Here is a 19,095-nt window from a genome sequence, read left to right as displayed (position 1 = left end):
AGTTTTAACAGTCCTACTACGGTAGGTAGTGTACTAAATATTAAAATTAAAATTAGCATGCCAATAGCCATTGGAGTAGATATAGGGGGGAGTCACATTTCATGTGCAGCAGTTGAACTTAACAGTAATAAACTTATCGATCTAACATACCGCATTGCGCCAATTGATTCAAAGGCTGAAAGTGAAGTAATATTACAACAGTGGGCAAACTGCCTAAATAGTACATTGGAAGCGCTTGCTGATAAGGTACCTATTGGAATCGGTTTCGCCATGCCAGGACCATTTCACTATAAGGAAGGGATCGCCATGTTTGAGATAAATGACAAGTATGAATCATTGTACGGAGTTTGCATAAAGGAAGAATTACCGAAATATTTAAACAAAAAGAACATTCCTTTGCGGTTTTTTAATGATGCGTCGTCATTTGGGATCGGAAGTATGCTCACAGGCGGGATTAACCCCCAAAGTAAGGTGGTTGCCCTGACCCTTGGGACGGGCTTTGGAGCTGCGTTTTTTAAGGATGAGTTTCCATTGATCAACGCAGCGAAGGTACCAGAACACGGATGCTTGTGGGATAAGAAGTTCAAAGATACCATAGCAGATGATTACTTCTCGACTCGGTGGTTTTTACAAGAATACGAAAAAGAATTTGGAAAGCGGATTTCAGGGGGTGTTAAAAGTATCATTGCAGACAATAGAGCTAAGGCTAAAGAATTGTTCGATAAATTCACGGATAACTTTGTTGCCTTTACCACGCCCTATTTAAAAGCATTTAACCCTGATATCTTGGTTATAGGAGGAAGTATTGCCAAGTCATCCCAATTATTTTTAGACCGACTCCGGGAAAGTTTAACGGGCAAAGGACTACAAATGCATATTACTATTATTGATCAAACAGATCATGCGAATATCATCGGCGCTAGCCATACATTCGACCCTGATTTTTGGAATAAGATAAAAGATAAATTACCTAATATTTAAACATGAATACCAACCTAAAGATAGCAGTAGTTGATAAAAAGTTAATCGTCCCTTTTATTTTAGTTACCTCATTATTTGCCTTGTGGGGATTTGCCAATGCGGTAACGGATCCTATGGTACAGGCTTTTAAAAAAGTGCTTGAACTGAGTAACTCACAAGCCGCTTGGGTACAAATGGCGTTCTATGGGGGCTATTTTTGTATGGCATTACCAGCAGCATTATTTGTTAGAAAGTATACCTATAAGCACGGAATTATATTAGGATTATCCCTTTATGCCCTGGGAGCATTGTTGTTTTATCCTGCCGCGGTTAGACAGGAATTTTGGTTTTTCTGCCTAGGACTATATGTGCTAACCTTTGGTTTGGCTTTTTTGGAAACAACGGCTAATCCCTATATTTTGGCCATGGGGCACCCTAAAACTGCTATTCAGCGTTTGAATTTCGCACAGGCCTTTAATCCAGTTGGCTTAGTGCTGGGTTTGTTGGTAGCTAAGTTCTTTGTTTTAGATCAGTTGCAATCGGATGATTATGAGAATTTCGCGGCCTTGGATCATGGTAAAAAAGCCTTGATTAGGTCATCGGACTTACTTGTTATCCGGGATCCTTATGTAATTCTAGGCCTTATAGTAATAGCAGTTCTTGTGGTTATTTTAATGAGTAAAATGCCGCAGGCAAAGGATAGTGGTGGTAGGGTGAGTCTGAGAAAAACGTTTACTGCGCTTTTAAAAAATCGACGCTATTCTTACGGTGTCTTTTCTTTAGTGATGTATATGGGGGCTCAGATTATGTGCTGGACCTATATTTATCAGTACGCGGAAGGAATTGGAATAGAGGCAAGTATCGCGGCAAATTATCAGCTATTAGCCTTTATCCTCTTTACCATTGGTAGGATTATTGGAACCTATTTGCTAAAATTCATAAATTCCACTAGACTGTTGGTGTATTTTGCATTTGCTGGGTTAATTTGTGCATTAATAACGGTATTTGGCGCAGGGGTTCTTGGGTTATACGCCTTAGTAAGTATTTCTTTTTTTCTCTCCATTATGTTCCCAACAATCTATGGAATTGCCCTTGACGGCCTCGAGGAAGAGAAGGCTAAAATTGGAGCTGCTGGCCTGGTCATGGCTATTGTTGGTGGAGCGCTACTACCTCAATTTCAGGGAATGATTATAGACTTAGGAGGCGTCGGAGTTGATGATATAAAAATACTTGGAGTCTCGGAGGTGAAATTCTCCTTTTTATTACCTGTTATCTGCTTTTTAGTGGTTATTATCTATGGGTGGAATATGGTTAAAAAGGCAAGATCATAGTACTGTTATACTTTATAAAATTGTTAACTTGAGCTTAAACAGACCGTACCCTTAACGAACTATTAAAGAATCATTTTGACCGAGAATAATCGCACTAGCCCAACGAATGAACAACCTAATAAATTATTAAAATTTAAAACTTTAACTATGATACCACAAACGCACCTTAAATTGCTTAGAACCTTTGTAGCCTTGTTATTAATACCCTTGACCTTTTCTGCTCAAAATTACAAACCTGTAGGAGATAAAATTAAAACCAAATGGGCTGAACAAATTGATGTAAATGCTGTTTTGCCAGAATATCCAAGACCGATCCTAAAGCGAGAGCAATGGAAAAACCTCAATGGTTTATGGGATTACGCCATAGAAGAAGTTGGAAAATCAAAACCTTCAAAAGCCGATGGAAAAATCTTGGTACCTTTTGCCGTTGAATCAAGCCTTTCAGGAGTGCAAAAAAGAGTTGGAAAAGAGCATGAGTTATGGTATGAAACTACTTTTGTTGTACCAGAAGATTGGAATGGAAAACAAGTACTCCTTCACTTTGGAGCGGTGGATTGGAAAACCGAAATATGGATAAATGATATAAAAGTAGGTTCGCACACAGGAGGGTATACACCGTTTTCATTTAATATTACTCCATTTCTAACTGATTCTAAAGGAACCCTTGTGGTAAAAGTTTGGGATCCTACAAGTGAAGGTCCACAGCCTAGGGGTAAACAAGTGAAAAATCCTGAAGGCATTTGGTACACGCCAGTGACGGGGATATGGCAAACTGTCTGGCTTGAACCTGTACATAAAAAGCATATAAAGGATCTAAGAACCACACCAGAGATTGATAATCAGCTTCTCAAATTAGATCCCATTATAGAAAACGCAACCTATGGAGATATCGTAGAGGTCATAGTGAAAGATGGTGACAAGGTGCTTTCAGTTACCAAAGCTAGTGCTACAGAAGCCTTGGAAATACCAATTTCTAACCAAAAGCTATGGAGCCCTGAGTCTCCATTTCTTTACAATATGACGGTGAAGTTAATCAGTGATGGTGCCACTGTTGATCAAGTGGAAAGTTATTTTGCCATGCGAAAAATATCCAAAAAAAGGGACCAGCACGGTATTGTTAGAATGCAATTAAACAACAAGGATTATTTTCAGCTTGGTCCATTGGATCAAGGATGGTGGCCTGATGGGTTGTACACTGCTCCGAGCGATCAAGCATTAAAATATGATATTGAAAAGACCAAAGAGTTAGGATTTAATACGATTCGAAAGCACGTTAAGGTGGAACCTGCGAGATGGTATACACATTGTGATGAGCTCGGGATTTTGGTGTGGCAAGATATGCCAAATGGAGATGCTGCTCCAATTTGGCAAAATACAACGTATTTCGATGGCAACGAATTACAGCGCTCTGCAGAATCAGAAGAAATCTACAGAAAGGAGTGGAAAGAAATCATGGATTATCTTTATTCCTACCCGAGTATAGTGGTTTGGGTGCCTTTTAATGAAGCTTGGGGGCAGTTTAAAACTGTGGAAATAACACAATGGACACAGTCCTATGATCCTTCAAGACTCATCAATTCAGCTAGTGGAGGAAATCATTTCCAAACAGGGGATATACTGGACTTACACAATTACCCAGACCCTGAGATGTATCTCTATGATGCTAATCGGGTGAATGTTCTAGGAGAGTACGGTGGTATTGGACTGCCTGTAGAGGGCCATCTATGGAAAACGGATAATAATTGGGGATATGTGAAGTTTAAAAATTCAAAACAAACTACCGATCAGTATACCGCCTATGCCAAAGAGTTAATGGAACTCATAAAATCAGGCTTTTCAGCTGCCATTTACACCCAGACTACGGATGTTGAAGGTGAAGTCAACGGATTTATGACTTATGATAGAAAGGTAGATAAAATGGATATAGAAAAGGTGCGAAGCATAAACCAAGAGGTGATAAACACTATCCACCAGTAGCATAAGCATAAGATCAATCTAAAGAGCTCCTATTGAAGGGGCTTTTTTTTTAGTAGGCCATTCCACTGCTGATAGACCCTAGGCAGTTATAGTTATCATTTTAAATGCATAGGAGCGACCAAGTGTCTCCTTAGAGAAAGGAAACTAAAAATGTTTAACTTTGTAAAAAAAGACATGGTCACATACGTTATTACGGGAGGAACAGGGAAAACGGGTAAAACCCTTGCACTTCAATTGTTACAAAATGGAAATAAAGTTCGGGTGGTTTGCCGTGATGCAGCGCGAGCTGCGGAACTAAAACAAAAAGGTGCAGAGGTATTTGCTGGGGACAACTTAGATGAGAAATTTTTAAATAACGTCTTCATGGGTGCTGACGCTGTTTATGTGGTACTTCCTATTGACATGCAAGCGGTGGATTATACCGCCACCCAGGTAGCTCATGCAACAGCCATTAAAAATGCGGTTGTAAATCAAGGGATTAAATTTGTTGTGACCCTTAGTAGTGTTGGGGCACACTTGGACAAAGGAACTGGAGTGATTTTAGGATTGCACAAATTAGAAGAACTTTTTAATGAAATTCCAAATATTAATGTAAGACACCTCAGGGCAACTTATTTTATGGAGAATACCTTGACTCAAATACAAGCTATTAAAAACAAAGGGGTCATGGCCGGTCCAGAAAATGGGCATCAGAAATTCGCTTTGGTTGCCGCAAAGGATATTTCCCAAGTTGCCTATAATAATTTACACGCACTTGATTTTAAAGGAAAGAGTGTTCAATATGTTCTGGGAGAGCGTGATCTTTCCTATAATGAAATTGCGGAAGTTTACGGGCGGGCAATCGGGAATCCGAATTTGAAATACTACCAAGTGGGCAAAGATGATTTTTTCTCCACAATGACCCAAATGGGAGCAAGTAGAAATGCGGCAAGCAAATTTTATGAATTTACCCAACTCATTAACCAAGGGAAGGTCCCGGGTTTTTACTCTCGAACCAAAGAAAACTCCACACCAACTTCCATAGAAGAATTTGCTAATAGTGTATTTAAAAGCGCTTTTGAAGGACAATAAACCGATGTAATCACTTAGCAAAATGTAAGGGAGCCGTTATTTTAAATTATAGTAATGGCTCCCAATCTTTCCAAACGGGCTCCAGCCCACTATTTTTGAGCATTTGGGCGATCGATTCTGTAGTTCGCTCATCGGAGATATCAAATTGTTCCAAAGATTGTGGTTCTACCACATACCCCCCGGGATTTGTTTTTGATTCTGCACTCATGGAAGTAATCCCTAAATGAACTAACTGGTCTCTAAACTTCGCAGGTTCTCTAGTGGATATTGATAGTTCTACATCTTCAAATACTATTCGGTAGGCACATATAAGTTGTAGAAGATCGGCATCGGTCATTTGAACTTTGGGATCAATACCGCCACTAAAGGGTCGTAATCTAGGGAAGGAAATAGAATAACGAGTTTTCCAATAGGTAGTTTGTAGATAATTTAAATGTAGCGCAGTAAAAAAGCTATCAACCCGCCAATCCTCCAGACCTAATAAGGCACCAATGCCTATTTTATGTATTCCTGCTCTGGCAAGACGGTCCGGGGTCTGTAAGCGGTAATCAAAATTAGATTTTTTCCCTTTTGGGTGGTGTGTTTTATAGGTGTCTCGGTGGTAGGTCTCCTGATAGACAAGAGTTGCATATAGCCCTTGGGATATGAGGGATTCGTAATCCTGTTGATCCAATGGCTGAACTTCCACGGAGATATTTGCAAAATGCGGCTTAAGAAGCGCAATGGCATTATATAGATAATCTACTCCGACACGTTGGCTAGCCTCGCCAGTGACTAATAGGATATGCTGATACCCTTTTTGTTTTAGAAACTGCGCCTCCATTAGTATTTCTTTATCGGATAGGGTACGTCTTGGTATTTTATTGGTAAAACTAAAACCACAATAGGTGCAGATATTTTGACATTCATTGCTTAAGTATAGGGGAGCATACATCTGCATGGTATTACCAAATCGATTCTTTGTAAGGGTGCTACTTTTTTGGGCCATCTGTTCTAAATATCCCTGGGCTGCAGGTGATATTAAGGCAGTAAAATCTTCAAGATCTGGTTGTTTTGCCTCTAAGGCCCTCGCTACATCAAGCGGAGTCTTGCTATGGATGTTTTCCCATTGTTCATCCCAGTTATACTGTTTTAATACTGAAGTGAAATTACTCATATAGAAATTGTGTTAGTGGGCTAGTGGCCTGTGGTGTATCGGTTTGTTGCGCAAGTTTTGCCTGGTATGCCATGGCTCCTGCCTCTACCGCCATTTTAAAGGCTTTCGCCATTTGTATGGGGTTTTTGGAAACGGCTATAGCGGTATTTACAAGCACCGCATCTGCTCCAATTTCCATGGCCCAACAGGCATGTGAAGGACTTCCAATTCCAGCATCTACAATCACCGGAACCTTACTTTGCTGAATGATGATTTCAAGAAAGTCTAGTGTTTTAAGCCCCTTATTTGTTCCTATAGGAGCGCCTAGTGGCATGACACATTGGGCCCCAACGTCCTCTAATCGTTTACAGAGCACAGGATCTGCATGAATATAAGGCATCACAACAAAACCTAGTTTGACAAGCTGCTCACAAGCTTTGAGCGTTTCAATAGGATCAGGTAGTAAGTACTTGGCATCAGGATGTATTTCTACTTTTACCCAATTAGTCCCCAAGGCTTCTTTTGCCATTTGCGCTGCGAAAACAGCTTCTTCAGCGTTGCGAACCCCGGAGGTGTTAGGTAAGAGTGAAATGTGATCATGCGTAAGACCTTGTAAAATAGAGTGTTGTTCATTTTCTAGGTCAACTCTTTTTAGCGCAACAGTTACAAGTTCACTTTCGCTAGCAAGAATGGCTTGCTGCATCATATGTGAGGAGGAAAACTTACCAGTTCCAGTTAAGAGTCGCGAATGGAATGATTTTCCGGCTATAGTTAATTTAGTATTCATAAAGTTGTGATGATTTGAATGTATCTTTAATATCTTTAATAGCTTGTGGGATGTTGGACTGTTGATGTAAATAAGCGGAGAGTGCAATTCCCCAGACACCTGCTTTTTGTAAGGCGGAGATATCTGCTAAGGTGATCCCACCAATGGCCACTATTGGAACCCTATTGGGGTGATGTTGCATTTTTTGAATAATGGTGTGATAGGAATTGATGCCTAGTATGGGACTGAGATTTTTTTTGGTAGCTGTAAAGCGAAAAGGCCCAAGGCCAATATAATCTACTTTCTTTTCTAGTAAGATTTTACAATCTTCCCACGTATTGGCTGTTCCACCTATGATCTTGTCTTTGCCAAGTACTTTTCTAGCGATGAGTGGATCTTGGTCGTCTTTGCCCAAGTGAACCCCAGCAGCATCGACGACCTTTGCAATCTCTACATTATCGTTGATAATTAAATTTACCTGTTGGTCTTTACAATACTCTTGTGCACGAAGGGCAATTTGAAGGTGCTGTTTTTTCGGGGTGTTTTTTAATCGTAGTTGTACCCAACTGCAGCCCGCATTTGCCATTTTTATAAGGTGCGCTAGATGTTGTTCTGCTGTAGGACCCTGACTAATATAATATACTATTGGTTGTTTCATTTTAAGTTATTTCAAATGTGATCCCATAAGGGTGGTCGTGGAGGCTAAATAGCGTTCTACATATAATTTTGCCATTTCACAACTCTCTTCCCATTTTCCACAGTTGGCGTAATAAGCGGCAATGGCGGAAGATAGAACGCAACCACTCCCATGTTTCTCGCTGCAATTCGTTGTCCTTGGATAATACACTTTCTTTAATTTATAGGGTTGGTAAAGTTCATCGACTCCCACTTCTTTTCGATGCCCCCCTTTTAGATACACACGACAAAAAGCTCTTAGGTACTCGAGTGCCTTTGTATGATCGCTCTCCAAAGTGAAAGCAGCTATTTCATTGTAGTTCGGTGTGATTAAATCGATCTTTGAAAGACAACCCCTAGTGATTTGTGCAAAATGTTTCTGATGGTGAAAATCAAATCCACTAGATGATTTTACGATGGGATCCCAGATGATTTTAGCCTTGGGAAGTTTTACTTTGAGAACTTCCAATAATTTATCTAGAAACTCAAGGTTTTTAACCACTCCAATTTTGATGACTTTTGGGGTGAGGTTTTTGAGTAATAGATCGAGTTGTTGCCAAATTATCGATTCTTCTACCCAATAGCATTCAAAGAACTTAGTGGTAGTTTGAACGGTGTTACAACTTTGCACAAAAACACCCTGTACGCCTATTGTCTCAAGAGTTTTGGCATCTGCGATAATCCCAGCGCCACCGCTGGGATCAAATCCAGCAATCACTAATACTGTGGGCTTATTCATATACTATTTTATAGGTTTTTTCAATAGCCTTAAATGCTTTTAACGGATCATTGTTTTGCCATACACTTCCCAATACCGCAACTCCTTTAAATCCAAGGTTACGGGCTACCTTCATATTTTTGGTGGTTATTCCTCCTAAAGCAATAATGGGTTTAACCGAGGTATGAATATGAAAATTTTTCCCCTTCAGCTGTGTTTTTGAAATGGAATCAAAAACTGGACTTAGAATAGCATAATGGTATTGGTTTTGCCACTGAGCCTGGAAAGGATCGTGAAAGGCAGCAGAGATCATTAATTTGGTGGACCTTGCTACCTTTATATTCCTATCTTTTTCTGACTCTTTAAAGTGGATTCCTCTCAGCGGAAAATTTGCACAAAGATGGTGGTGCTGGTGCAGCATCATCTTCTCAAGGGTCCTTGTAGAAAATTGCTCCAGCCACTGCTTCATCTGCTCTTGGGAAAAGCCAGGCTTTCTAACATGTATCATACAGCTGTCATAGGTGCCAATCTCCTCTAGAATACTGGCTTCATGTTCTACATTATGTTGCGCTGTAATTAGTAAAAGCATGGGATGATACTATTGATTTTATTGGATAGTTTAAAAAATTTTAGAGGTAGACCTCTCCACCTTTCGCTTTGAATTCCTCTGATTTTTCTTGCATCCCCTTGATAATAGCCTCTTCACTATCCATGTTGTTTTCTTTAGCGTATTGGCGTACATCTTGTGTGATTTTCATTGAACAGAAATTAGGCCCACACATGGAGCAAAAATGAGCTACTTTCGCATTGTCTGACGGTAAGGTCTCGTCGTGATATGCTCTGGCTGTATCGGGATCCAAGGCCAGGTTAAACTGATCGTTCCAACGGAATTCAAAGCGAGCTTTACTCATGGCATTGTCCCTGTGTTGTGCCCCTGGATGGCCTTTAGCTAAATCCGCAGCATGTGCAGCAATTTTATAGGTAATTACACCTTGTTTTACATCTTCTTTGTTGGGAAGACCAAGGTGTTCTTTCGGAGTGACATAACACAACATAGCGCAACCGTACCATCCAATCATCGCCGCACCAATTCCACTAGTGATATGATCATATCCTGGAGCAATATCAGTGGTTAGCGGTCCTAAGGTATAAAAAGGTGCTTGGTCGCACTCTTTAAGTTGCTTGTCCATGTTTTCCTTTATCATGTGCATTGGTATATGACCAGGACCTTCTATGATACACTGTACATCATGTTTAGAGGCAATTTTAGTGAGCTCTCCTAGGGTTTCTAATTCGGCAAACTGAGCGTAATCATTGGCATCAGCTATACTCCCTGGTCGTAATCCATCCCCCAGAGAGAAAGCCACATCATAGGATTTCATGATTTGGCAAATTTCCTCAAAGTGAGTATATAAAAAGTTTTCTTGGTGATGGGCTAGACACCATTTAGCCATTATTGAACCACCTCTGGAGACAATCCCTGTAAGTCTTTTAGCGGTATGTGGTACGTATTTAAGACGAACTCCTGCGTGGATGGTAAAGTAATCAACCCCTTGTTCTGCCTGCTCAATGAGTGTATCTTTAAAGATCTCCCAATTCAAATTTTCTGCCTTTCCATTGACTTTTTCCAATGCTTGATAAATTGGCACTGTACCAATTGGAACCGGAGAGTTGCGAAGGATCCATTCACGTGTTTCATGAATGTTTTTACCCGTTGAGAGATCCATAATAGTATCGGCACCCCATCTACATGCCCAGACTGCCTTTTCCACCTCTTCTTCAATGGAAGAGCTCACCGCAGAATTTCCGATGTTCGCATTGATTTTAACCAGGAAATTTCGACCAATTATCATAGGTTCACTCTCGGGGTGGTTGATGTTATTAGGGATCACTGCACGGCCTTTGGCAACTTCATCCCGGACGAACTCTGGCGTGATTTGTTTCGGGATATTAGCACCGAAATCTTCACCAGGATGTTGCTTCCTAATGGCCAAAGTATCCTGGATCTTTTGATTCTCACGAATAGCGATAAACTCCATCTCTGGTGTTATAATGCCTTTTCGAGCATAATGTAATTGGGTTACATTTTTGCCCGCTTTAGCCCGTAATGGTTTACGGATATTCTTAAACCTGAAGGAGTGTGATGGTTTGTTTTCAGCACGTTCCTTGCCGTAATCTGAAGACAATTCACTAAGGAGTTCTACATCTTTGCGAGCAGCAATCCACGGTTGTCTAATGGGTGGTAATCCTCGATGGATATCAATTTCTTGAGAGGGATCTGTATAAGGACCGCTGGTGTCATATACCAATACGGGCTCATTAGGTGTTCTAGTGTTGTTAAAATGGTCAATACTATCATCTAAATTGATCTTTCTCATTGGGACTTTAATCCCCTTATGAAGCTTCCCTGTTAGGTAGACTTTTTGGGAGTTTGGAAAGGGTTCTCTGCTGATACCTTGACTAGAGGGTGTACGCTGTTCTTTCATAATAAAAATTTGATTTAATTTGTGTTTGCTTGTAAAACCAACAAAAGTGTCATCCTCCTTGAGCTGCTTGGATGATTAAAACCTGGCTTCCGTCCACAAGGAGCGTTTCCGACCACAAGGGTTTAGAAATCACGTGATTGTCAATAGCTATAGCAATTCCTGAATGTTGAATTTGAAGCTGCTCTAGTAATTCTAGAAGCCTTATAGGTTGTCTAAAGGAGTGATTTTGGTTGTTTACATTTACAGTTATCATATCGCTTTGATTTTAATAGCTGTAAACAAAAGGGATGGATTGCGGAGAAAAGTTTATCTTATACAAGATAGCGCAAATGTGCGCGCAAAAGTTATAATGGAATTTTTGAACTTTTTCCTTCGCAGGTACTAGCCTGAATCAGGTTCAAAGGGTAATATCTCAGCCAAAACTTGATGGCACCCCTAAAGTTTACAGGTCAAATGTAGGAGTAATATTAATGATAACCAAATTTATTGATGCCAGTGATTTTTTTACCTGACGCCACCAAAAAAAATAGAAAATTATTTATCGTTTGCGTGCTTTATAAAACGTGTTATAGAAACATTCAAAAGCATTGATTAACTTAAAGTTGACTTCTTTAGCGCATGGCTTTCTTTAAAATTCCCATAACTCCTCTAATGAAAGTAGCCGAAGTTAGTACTTTAATAACGGGGTTCATACGAGTACTTTTCCTGGAAGTCTTCTGTTGTTTGCTTTGCTCTTCTTTGGCCTGTTTTTGCACCTCTTCCCGTTGAGAGATTTCGATTTTTCTGGTTAGGATCTCATAGGCGCTTTCACGATCAACAATCTTATTGTATTTCGAACTTAGTTGCGAATTGTCAATAAGTTCCTTTAATTCCTGATCGTTAAGGATGTCCATTCTACTCATTGGAGCGCGTAACAATGTTGCTGCTAGGGGAGTAGGGCGACCTTTCTCATCCAAAGCGGTAATAAGAGCTTCCCCTATTCCAAGTGAAGTTAAGACCGCTGCTGTATCGTAATAGGGTGATATCGGATAATTTTCAGCGGTTAATTTTATAGCTTTCCTATCCTTGGCGGTAAAGGCACGCAGGGCATGTTGTATTTTTAGTCCAAGCTGTGAAAGTACAGCATTTGGAATGTCGGTTGGATTCTGGGTTACAAAATATACACCGATTCCTTTGGAACGAATTAATTTAACAATATTCTCAATCTGATCTAATAAAGCATTAGAAGCTTCATTAAAGAGCAAATGTGCCTCATCTATAAAAAGAACCAGTTCCGGACGGTCGCTATCACCTTGCTCCGGGAAAGTGTCGTATACCTCCGCTAATAGACTCATCATAAAGGTGGAGAAAAGTTTGGGTCTATCTTGTATATCGGTTAGGCGAATAACGTTTATGATGCCTCTTCCCTGGTTATCAATTCTAGTCAAATCATTGACATCAAAAGAAGTTTCACCAAAGAATAAATCTGCTCCTTGTTGCTCAAGTTGAATTATTTTACGCAGTATAGCACCTGTGGATGCTGTTGAGATTCTACCGTAGGATTTTTGAAATTCATCCTTTCCATGATCGGTTGCATATTGGAGTATCTTTTTAAAGTCTTTTAAATCTAAAAGTGGGAGTTGGTTATCGTCGCAGTATTTAAAAATCACAGCCACGATGCCTTGCTGCGTTTCGGTGAGATCTAAAATTCGAGAAAGTAATATTGGGCCAAACTCAGAGACGGTAGCTCTTAAACGCACTCCAGCTTGTTCTGATAGGGTCAGTATTTCTAAAGGAAATTTTTTGGCTTGATAAGGAAAACCAATTTTGGAATGACGTTCTTCGATTCCAACATTTTGATCTCCTGGTTGCGCTAGTCCACTTAAATCTCCTTTGAGATCCATTAGAAGTACTGGGATCCCTTTATCGGATAGGTTTTCTGCTAATATCTGTAAGGTTTTTGTCTTTCCTGTACCTGTTGCACCAGCGATCAGACCGTGTCTGTTTAGCGTTTTAAGTGGGATTTTCACAAATGCATTGGTTAGTGTTTCACCATCTAACATGGCACTTCCCATCGTAATATAATCTCCTTTAGTTTTATATCCTGCTTCTATTGAGGTGAAAAAAGCGTCTTTATCAGCCATTGTATCTAAAAATTTATACTAAAATAGATGAAAATCTCACAAAGTAACAAAGATTTTACTTTTTAATGCTTTTAAGTTACAACCAAGTATAGCAATGGCAAGTAATCCGCGTAGTTTTGAATCCAATTTCAAAAGTCCTCGCGGAGGTATTTTGAAATAAATACTTATTCTTTAAAGCTCCATGATAAAATCAAGGGAATAGGCGGTATTAAATTAAAAATGGAAAACGTATCTTTGCAGCATGATAGAAGAAGGGATATTAGCCAAGGTAAATGCAGGAGAAATGCTTCCACTAATGGAGGAGTTTTATACCATTCAAGGAGAAGGTTTTCACAAGGGGACAGCCGCATATTTTATTCGAGTTGGTGGTTGTGATGTAGGGTGTCACTGGTGTGATGTTAAGGAGAGCTGGAATGCCGCAACCCATCCGCCTACGGATGTAATGCAAATTGTAGATAATGCGGCTAAATATTCTGATACTATTGTCATCACTGGAGGGGAGCCACTTACATGGGATATGAGCTTTATTACCTCGGAGCTGAAAAAGAAAGGATTGAAAATACATATTGAGACCTCTGGTGCTTACCCATTAACAGGACAGTGGGATTGGATCTGTTTATCGCCTAAAAAGTTAAAACTTCCCACCGCAGAGATTTATAAAAAAGCGCATGAGCTAAAGGTTATTGTATTCAATCAACACGATTTAAAGTTTGCGGAGGAGCAAGCTGCCAAGGTCAATGAAAATTGCATATTATACTTACAACCAGAGTGGAGTAAACGGGATAAGGTAATTCCGATGATTGTCGATTACGTTATGAAGCATCCCAAATGGAAAGTATCGCTTCAGACCCATAAATACCTTAATATACCTTAATAGACGCCTGTAGGTTTCCCATACCCTAAGCTTTAGTGCCACACATGGAGGAACCCCTTTTAGTGTCCACTTTTTATCTTACCTTTCTGGAATATAGAATCGTTTAAAGGGAACAAGAAAATTAAAAAGAAAATAACGCCAAAGGCAAGTTCATAGACTTCCCACTTTCTACTTGGAGGAATGACCGTAACGATCAGGGTTGAAACTAAAAATGCGATGGTTTGATGCCATTGAACCACTGGAACAGCAAAGGAGTGCATCAATCTTCGTACACTATCCATTTTGCGATATAGAATGGGCACAATAATCAAGTACACCACCATCGCTACCATGAGGAGTTGGCTAAAAACGATTTTATTTACTTTTTTACCACTGACAACTAAATTATGTAAGTTGGTTTCTTTTTGTGCGTTATTCTCCATGAAGAAGGCACTGGATTCAATGTTAAAAATACGTTGTCCCCATGAAATTTCTTCCCCTGCACCAAAGAAGAAAATCAAAGCAAATGCACATACCCCTAATTTCCATGTCATCGATTTTTCTTTAGAAATGGTCAATAATCGGACAACACAAAGTATACTAACGCATAACAACATAATAGCCGTTGTCCACTCTACAGCATTGTCTTCAGCGGCAAAAACGTCGTTGAAATATGATTCATTAGTAAAACCTAAATAGAGACTTACAGCAAAAATAACTGCTAAAAATGCATACCCTAATTTTTCAGTTCTATTGATTGTCATGGTTATTTTGTTTTTTTTCAAGTATAAAATAATATGTTTTTAACCGATCTTTATACGCGGAATGTTGAGGACTCGCCGTATAATTTAAATCAAAAGTATCCGATAGTTCAATATGATACTCCTTAGCAAATATACGTTTAAATTCAGAGCTATTCTCAGGGGTAACTAAAATTCCGAATTTATTTTCTGATGGAGTTTCAAGTTGGCCGCTATAGAGAATATCAGGCACCGTATGCCCAAAATGCCATAAAGTTTCAGGGGTAACCTCACCATAAGAATACAACGGAACTTCTGGTTTTAGGTCGCTTAAATTGTTGAAGTTTGGATTGATATACAAGGCCTTTGTTAATGGAAAACCAACCGTTAGGATCATCCATGTAAATAAAACGGTCAGTAGAAATACGTTTTTAAACTGTTGTTTTTTAAGCGTAATTAAGATAAGTAACCCTACACCAAATAGCAAACAGGCACACAGGATAAAGTTTGCATAGAACCTCTCTAAGGTGCCGTTAAAATACACTAGTCCAGCAATGGGAAATAAAACTCCGATCAAACCAATAAGTCCAAAGTTAACATACACTGGTAATTTTTCAGTCCTCTTGAGTTGTTTAAACTTAGCTATTAAATACTCGATATAAAATGCGGTATTCAAAGCCATGGGTATTAGTACGGGAAGTAAATACCGCGATTTTTTCTCTGGAATTACCGATAGTAGTACCACTGAAGAAATGGTCCAAAGTAAAGAAAAGGTGTAGGCTTTTCGATCACTCACTTTATTTTTTAAATAAGGGTAGAGCAGTGCTATAAACGAGGGTATGGTCCAAATGCCACTTTGGGTAAAGAAACTCCAATAGTAATAAAAAGGACGAATGTTAAAATTTGACCAATTCGCAGTCTCCTCCTGTGTAATTCTAAAGTAACTTACTGGATCTTCAATTTGAATGTAAAGATACCAAGATAGCCCAACACATACGCCAATTACAAGTGTCAGCACCATTGGAAGGATATCTCTTTTGGAGGGCCTATTTTTATAGATTGCTAAATAGGCAATCATAAAAGGGAGCCATAATGCGTAAGGGGATACGGGTCCTTTGCTTAAAAAAGCACATCCAAAAAACAACCCGCTTAAAATAGCATAATACCACCTATTGGAGCGGTGTAACATCTTTAGTAAAAAGTAGATGCTTATGACCATAAATCCATGGGCAAAAATATCCCACTGCCCATTTCGTCCTGAGAAAATAATGTAAAAAGAAGTGGCCAAGATCAGTGCAGTATAAAACGCGAGTTTGGTGTTTTTAAAGAATTCTAGTATGAGTTTATAATAGGTTAGAATTAAAGCAATACATATAAGAGCGGCAGGAAGTCTAAGGGCACTTAAATTGTGAATTCCAAAGAGAAAAGCGCTTAAAGCGGTTAACCAGGTGGGTAGTGGAGGTTTCTCATAACGGGGGACATGGTTCATGGTAGTCAACAGCCAATTACCATCGTGGAGCATTTCTCGAGCAGATATAAAGTTTCGGGCTTCCATAATGTTCACATAAAGCACATCCAGATGAGTAAGGAAGATCCCTACACAGACCAGAACAATCATCAAGAGGGAGTGTTTTTCGACAAATTTAACCATCTTGTTTTCTTAGAATAAGTAAATTTCTAATGTATATAACGCTGCCAAAACAATGTCCGACAAAAAGTACGGGGTCTCTACGAAAAACAGCATAGATTAAAATTAACAGTGCGCCAATTAGACTTAAGATCCAAAACCCTTGAGGAAGGCAAGATATTTTTTTGTGTTCGGAATACGCCCATTGGTAGATAAATCGGAGCGTGAAAATAATTTGAGCTACCACACCTAAAATTAATAACCACCATGGGATGTTCTCCTTATCAAATAACGCCCGAAGGTCGTAGTTGTTATTGTTATATCCAAATGTAATAATTAATATGGGGAAGAGGATTAAAAACAAACGAAGGCCTTTTGGCGCATGTTGCCATTTGCCTTGTAATTGTAAATTTCTAATATAAATAAAGTAAGAGAGGGTTTGTCCGAGCATAATCGCAAAATCATTCCTTAGCCAGCCGTAGGAAAAAAGTAAAAAAGAAGCCACTAGACTAAGGATCCAAAACAATGTGGGAGTACTTACTTTTTTAAGTTTTTCAGAACTTAACCACTGATGTAACAAGCGAGCGGAAAACAGTATTTGCGCTAGAAATCCAATAGCGTATATGAGCCAATTGTCAATCATCTTTTCTTAACAATGGTGTAATTAATATATTTTCTTTTCATCCATAAATATGCAAAACAATCCATCAGTGGTCCCATAAGGCGGTTGCGTAACCCGAAATTTGCGCTACCAGCTATCCTTGGGTAATGGCGGATGGGAACTTGAATCACTTTTCCATTTTGCAATAAGATCATAGCTGGTAGAAAACGATGCAAACCTTTAAACATAGGAATCCTCTTGGCGTAATCTGTATGTATAATTTTTAAAGGGCAACCTGTATCATCCATGCCGTCTTTGGTAAAGGCGCGACGAATCATATTGGCAACTTTCGACATGAAATTTTTAAAAAAGGAATCTTTTCTCTCCGTGCGTACACCAGTGATGAGTTGGTAATGATCCTTGTATTGTAATAGTTTATTGAAATCCTCAGGGTTGGTTTGTAGATCGGCATCTATATAACCTACAAGCGGTGTTTGGACGGTGTCAAATCCCGCTTTAATGGCGGTACTTAAACCATAGTTTTTGTCAAATTGGATGTATTCAAATCTGTGATCTTTCTTACAGATCTCTTCGATTATTTCTTGGCTATTATCTGAAGAACCATCATTTACAAATAGTAATTTAGTTGAAAGAGGTGCGGTCTCAAAATAGGTGATAAATGTGGAGACTACGCGAGGTAAGTTGTCTTGTTCATTGTATACAGGAACAACTATGGTAAGCTCGAATTCCATATATAATTTTTGGTTTGCACGCTTAAAAAGGTACTGTAGTGACACCAATTCAAGTAGTTAATATAACTAAAGTAAGGAAATTAAATATTGTGCAGCTGCAAATGGAGTGATTTTATGTTCTTCTATAGCTTTTAACTGAAGGCGTAATGCTTTTTGGATTTCTGGATTTTGATAAAAGCTCTCCTTGAGATGCTCTTCGATGGATTGGTATAGCCAGAATTTATTTTGTTCTAGTCGCTTTGTATCAAAGCTGTGATTCTCTTTAGCGGTTTTAATGTAATCCTCTATGAGCTCATTCACCTCTATAATCCCTTTATTTTCAATGGCTGAGGTTAGCAGTACTTTTGGTTTCCACCCGTTTTCTTTAGGTGGGTAGAGCTTTAGGGCTTTACTAAATTCACTTCTGGCAATTTTTGCTCGCTGCAAATTATCACCATCCGCTTTATTGATGACAATAGAATCTGCTAGCTCGATAATACCTCTTTTAATTCCTTGCAGCTCATCCCCCGCACCAGAGAGTTTTAGCACTAAGAAAAAATCAACCATACTATGTACAACCGTTTCACTCTGGCCTACCCCTACAGTTTCGACAAGGATGGTTTGAAAGCCAAAAGCTTCACATAACAGGATTGTTTCGCGTGTTTTTCGTGCCACTCCTCCTAGGGTACTTCCAGCGGGAGAAGGCCGAATAAAAACATCCGGATGCCTTGAAAGCTCTTGCATACGAGTTTTATCCCCTAGGACACTACCTTTTGAGATAGAGCTACTGGGATCCACAGCTAGTACGGCAACTTTATTTGAGGGCGAGGCCACAAGACAGCCGAAGGCTTCTATAAAACTGCTTTTTCCAACCCCAGGAACTCCTGTTATACCTATTCTCTTCGAGGAATTGCTATAAGGAAGACATCGATGTAACAGGTCCTGCGCTAAAGGTCTATGCTCGGGCTTTGTACTTTCAATTAGGGTGATGGCTCTACTTAAAGCCGTAATATTTCCTTTTAATAAAGAGTCACACAAGGCATCTACATCAAACGCGGCTTTACGTTTGGATTTAAACTGGTCGACCACCGAGGATCTCGTCTTTGAAATCAACGGATTTTTCGGTGTTTCATTTTTTGATGATTCTTGTGATGGTTTCGTTGCCAAGGTTAAATTTTATAGCAAATTTAATATTTAAAATGTATATACTTTGTAGGAATAAAGGTAACTTACAGGAAATAATCAAATAAATTTTTAAAAATGAAGGCATTATATCAAGCAGTAGCCACAACAACTGGCGG

At 39.3% G+C, this 19,095-nt stretch carries 18 protein-coding genes and 1 riboswitch; of the genes, 5 read left to right on the top strand and 13 right to left on the bottom strand.

The window, feature by feature from the left end:
- The first annotated feature begins 57 nt into the window (after window positions 1-57).
- The 4 genes from VKY50_RS05705 to VKY50_RS05690 all read left to right on the top strand — a co-directional run bounded on the left by VKY50_RS05705 (window position 58) and on the right by VKY50_RS05690 (window position 5,339).
- Complete coding sequence (locus VKY50_RS05705) at window positions 58-981, top strand: ROK family protein (RefSeq protein WP_324299762.1); 924 nt, start codon at window positions 58-60, stop codon at window positions 979-981.
- A gap of 2 nt (window positions 982-983) precedes the next feature.
- Window positions 984-2,291 (top strand): L-fucose:H+ symporter permease, encoded by a 1,308-nt coding sequence (gene fucP / locus VKY50_RS05700; protein ID WP_324299760.1) that lies wholly within the window; start codon window positions 984-986, stop codon window positions 2,289-2,291.
- 147 nt (window positions 2,292-2,438) lie between these two features.
- Complete coding sequence (locus VKY50_RS05695; RefSeq protein WP_324299758.1) at window positions 2,439-4,268, top strand: glycoside hydrolase family 2 protein; 1,830 nt, start codon at window positions 2,439-2,441, stop codon at window positions 4,266-4,268.
- 174 nt (window positions 4,269-4,442) lie between these two features.
- Window positions 4,443-5,339 carry an NmrA family NAD(P)-binding protein gene (locus VKY50_RS05690; protein ID WP_324299757.1) on the top strand — a complete coding sequence of 299 codons (897 nt, stop codon included), beginning with the start codon at window positions 4,443-4,445 and terminating at the stop codon, window positions 5,337-5,339.
- Between the two features lie 46 nt (window positions 5,340-5,385).
- Here VKY50_RS05690 and thiH read toward each other — a convergent pair whose 3' ends face one another.
- The 8 genes from thiH to VKY50_RS05650 form a co-directional block, all read right to left on the bottom strand.
- Window positions 5,386-6,495: a 2-iminoacetate synthase ThiH gene (gene thiH / locus VKY50_RS05685; RefSeq protein ID WP_324299755.1), complete on the bottom strand. Its 1,110-nt coding sequence runs from the start codon at window positions 6,493-6,495 to the stop codon at window positions 5,386-5,388.
- Entirely contained in the window at window positions 6,488-7,261 is a 774-nt protein-coding gene (locus VKY50_RS05680; protein WP_324299753.1) for a thiazole synthase, read from the bottom strand. Before VKY50_RS05680 ends, thiH begins: the two co-directional genes overlap by 8 nt.
- Window positions 7,251-7,898 (bottom strand): thiamine phosphate synthase, encoded by a 648-nt coding sequence (gene thiE, locus VKY50_RS05675; protein ID WP_324299751.1) that lies wholly within the window; start codon window positions 7,896-7,898, stop codon window positions 7,251-7,253. Before thiE ends, VKY50_RS05680 begins: the two co-directional genes overlap by 11 nt.
- A gap of 6 nt (window positions 7,899-7,904) precedes the next feature.
- The gene (locus tag VKY50_RS05670; RefSeq protein ID WP_324299749.1) at window positions 7,905-8,654 is read right to left on the bottom strand and encodes a hydroxymethylpyrimidine/phosphomethylpyrimidine kinase; all 750 of its coding nucleotides are present in this window, start codon (window positions 8,652-8,654) and stop codon (window positions 7,905-7,907) included.
- Window positions 8,647-9,222, bottom strand: a complete 576-nt coding sequence (locus VKY50_RS05665) for a thiamine phosphate synthase (RefSeq protein ID WP_324299747.1) — start codon at window positions 9,220-9,222, stop codon at window positions 8,647-8,649. The genes VKY50_RS05670 and VKY50_RS05665 overlap by 8 nt, the downstream gene beginning before the upstream one ends.
- Before the next feature lie 40 nt (window positions 9,223-9,262).
- The gene (thiC, locus tag VKY50_RS05660) at window positions 9,263-11,119 is read right to left on the bottom strand and encodes a phosphomethylpyrimidine synthase ThiC (protein ID WP_324299745.1); all 1,857 of its coding nucleotides are present in this window, start codon (window positions 11,117-11,119) and stop codon (window positions 9,263-9,265) included.
- A gap of 49 nt (window positions 11,120-11,168) precedes the next feature.
- Entirely contained in the window at window positions 11,169-11,372 is a 204-nt protein-coding gene (gene thiS / locus VKY50_RS05655) for a sulfur carrier protein ThiS (protein ID WP_324299743.1), read from the bottom strand.
- Between the two features lie 97 nt (window positions 11,373-11,469).
- Window positions 11,470-11,566, bottom strand: a riboswitch (TPP riboswitch).
- Window positions 11,567-11,730: 164 nt separating this feature from the next.
- Window positions 11,731-13,242 (bottom strand): helicase HerA-like domain-containing protein, encoded by a 1,512-nt coding sequence (locus tag VKY50_RS05650; protein WP_324299741.1) that lies wholly within the window; start codon window positions 13,240-13,242, stop codon window positions 11,731-11,733.
- 241 nt (window positions 13,243-13,483) lie between these two features.
- On the opposite strand from VKY50_RS05650, the gene VKY50_RS05645 reads away from it, so the two are divergent.
- Window positions 13,484-14,116 (top strand): 7-carboxy-7-deazaguanine synthase QueE, encoded by a 633-nt coding sequence (locus tag VKY50_RS05645; protein ID WP_324299739.1) that lies wholly within the window; start codon window positions 13,484-13,486, stop codon window positions 14,114-14,116.
- A gap of 59 nt (window positions 14,117-14,175) precedes the next feature.
- On the opposite strand, the gene VKY50_RS05640 is transcribed toward VKY50_RS05645, so the two are convergent.
- The 5 genes from VKY50_RS05640 to meaB form a co-directional block, all read right to left on the bottom strand.
- Window positions 14,176-14,859 carry a hypothetical protein gene (locus tag VKY50_RS05640; protein WP_324299737.1) on the bottom strand — a complete coding sequence of 228 codons (684 nt, stop codon included), beginning with the start codon at window positions 14,857-14,859 and terminating at the stop codon, window positions 14,176-14,178.
- Complete coding sequence (locus VKY50_RS05635) at window positions 14,846-16,486, bottom strand: ArnT family glycosyltransferase (protein WP_324299735.1); 1,641 nt, start codon at window positions 16,484-16,486, stop codon at window positions 14,846-14,848. Before VKY50_RS05635 ends, VKY50_RS05640 begins: the two co-directional genes overlap by 14 nt.
- Window positions 16,479-17,102, bottom strand: a complete 624-nt coding sequence (locus tag VKY50_RS05630; RefSeq protein ID WP_324299792.1) for a lipid-A-disaccharide synthase N-terminal domain-containing protein — start codon at window positions 17,100-17,102, stop codon at window positions 16,479-16,481. The genes VKY50_RS05635 and VKY50_RS05630 overlap by 8 nt, the downstream gene beginning before the upstream one ends.
- The gene (locus VKY50_RS05625) at window positions 17,102-17,815 is read right to left on the bottom strand and encodes a glycosyltransferase family 2 protein (protein ID WP_324299733.1); all 714 of its coding nucleotides are present in this window, start codon (window positions 17,813-17,815) and stop codon (window positions 17,102-17,104) included. The genes VKY50_RS05630 and VKY50_RS05625 overlap by 1 nt, the downstream gene beginning before the upstream one ends.
- A gap of 66 nt (window positions 17,816-17,881) precedes the next feature.
- Window positions 17,882-18,961, bottom strand: coding sequence for a methylmalonyl Co-A mutase-associated GTPase MeaB (meaB, locus tag VKY50_RS05620; protein ID WP_324299731.1), 1,080 nt, complete (start codon window positions 18,959-18,961; stop codon window positions 17,882-17,884).
- Window positions 18,962-19,095: the final 134 nt, after the last annotated feature.

This window comes from Galbibacter sp., assembly GCF_035306585.1.
Taxonomy (GTDB): domain Bacteria; phylum Bacteroidota; class Bacteroidia; order Flavobacteriales; family Flavobacteriaceae; genus Galbibacter.
This window is presented reverse-complemented; position numbering and strand designations above follow the sequence as displayed.

Excerpts from the sequence above, each read along its gene's own strand:
- VKY50_RS05705 (WP_324299762.1), top strand. The coding sequence starts at position 58 with ATGCCAATAGCCATTGGAGTAGATATAGGGGGGAGTCACATTTCATGT.
- fucP (WP_324299760.1), top strand. The coding sequence starts at position 984 with ATGAATACCAACCTAAAGATAGCAGTAGTTGATAAAAAGTTAATCGTC.
- VKY50_RS05695 (WP_324299758.1), top strand. The coding sequence starts at position 2,439 with ATGATACCACAAACGCACCTTAAATTGCTTAGAACCTTTGTAGCCTTG.
- VKY50_RS05690 (WP_324299757.1), top strand. The coding sequence starts at position 4,443 with ATGGTCACATACGTTATTACGGGAGGAACAGGGAAAACGGGTAAAACC.
- thiH (WP_324299755.1), bottom strand. The coding sequence starts at position 6,495 with ATGAGTAATTTCACTTCAGTATTAAAACAGTATAACTGGGATGAACAA.
- VKY50_RS05680 (WP_324299753.1), bottom strand. The coding sequence starts at position 7,261 with ATGAATACTAAATTAACTATAGCCGGAAAATCATTCCATTCGCGACTC.
- thiE (WP_324299751.1), bottom strand. The coding sequence starts at position 7,898 with ATGAAACAACCAATAGTATATTATATTAGTCAGGGTCCTACAGCAGAA.
- VKY50_RS05670 (WP_324299749.1), bottom strand. The coding sequence starts at position 8,654 with ATGAATAAGCCCACAGTATTAGTGATTGCTGGATTTGATCCCAGCGGT.
- VKY50_RS05665 (WP_324299747.1), bottom strand. The coding sequence starts at position 9,222 with ATGCTTTTACTAATTACAGCGCAACATAATGTAGAACATGAAGCCAGT.
- thiC (WP_324299745.1), bottom strand. The coding sequence starts at position 11,119 with ATGAAAGAACAGCGTACACCCTCTAGTCAAGGTATCAGCAGAGAACCC.
- thiS (WP_324299743.1), bottom strand. The coding sequence starts at position 11,372 with ATGATAACTGTAAATGTAAACAACCAAAATCACTCCTTTAGACAACCT.
- VKY50_RS05650 (WP_324299741.1), bottom strand. The coding sequence starts at position 13,242 with ATGGCTGATAAAGACGCTTTTTTCACCTCAATAGAAGCAGGATATAAA.
- VKY50_RS05645 (WP_324299739.1), top strand. The coding sequence starts at position 13,484 with ATGATAGAAGAAGGGATATTAGCCAAGGTAAATGCAGGAGAAATGCTT.
- VKY50_RS05640 (WP_324299737.1), bottom strand. The coding sequence starts at position 14,859 with ATGACAATCAATAGAACTGAAAAATTAGGGTATGCATTTTTAGCAGTT.
- VKY50_RS05635 (WP_324299735.1), bottom strand. The coding sequence starts at position 16,486 with ATGGTTAAATTTGTCGAAAAACACTCCCTCTTGATGATTGTTCTGGTC.
- VKY50_RS05625 (WP_324299733.1), bottom strand. The coding sequence starts at position 17,815 with ATGGAATTCGAGCTTACCATAGTTGTTCCTGTATACAATGAACAAGAC.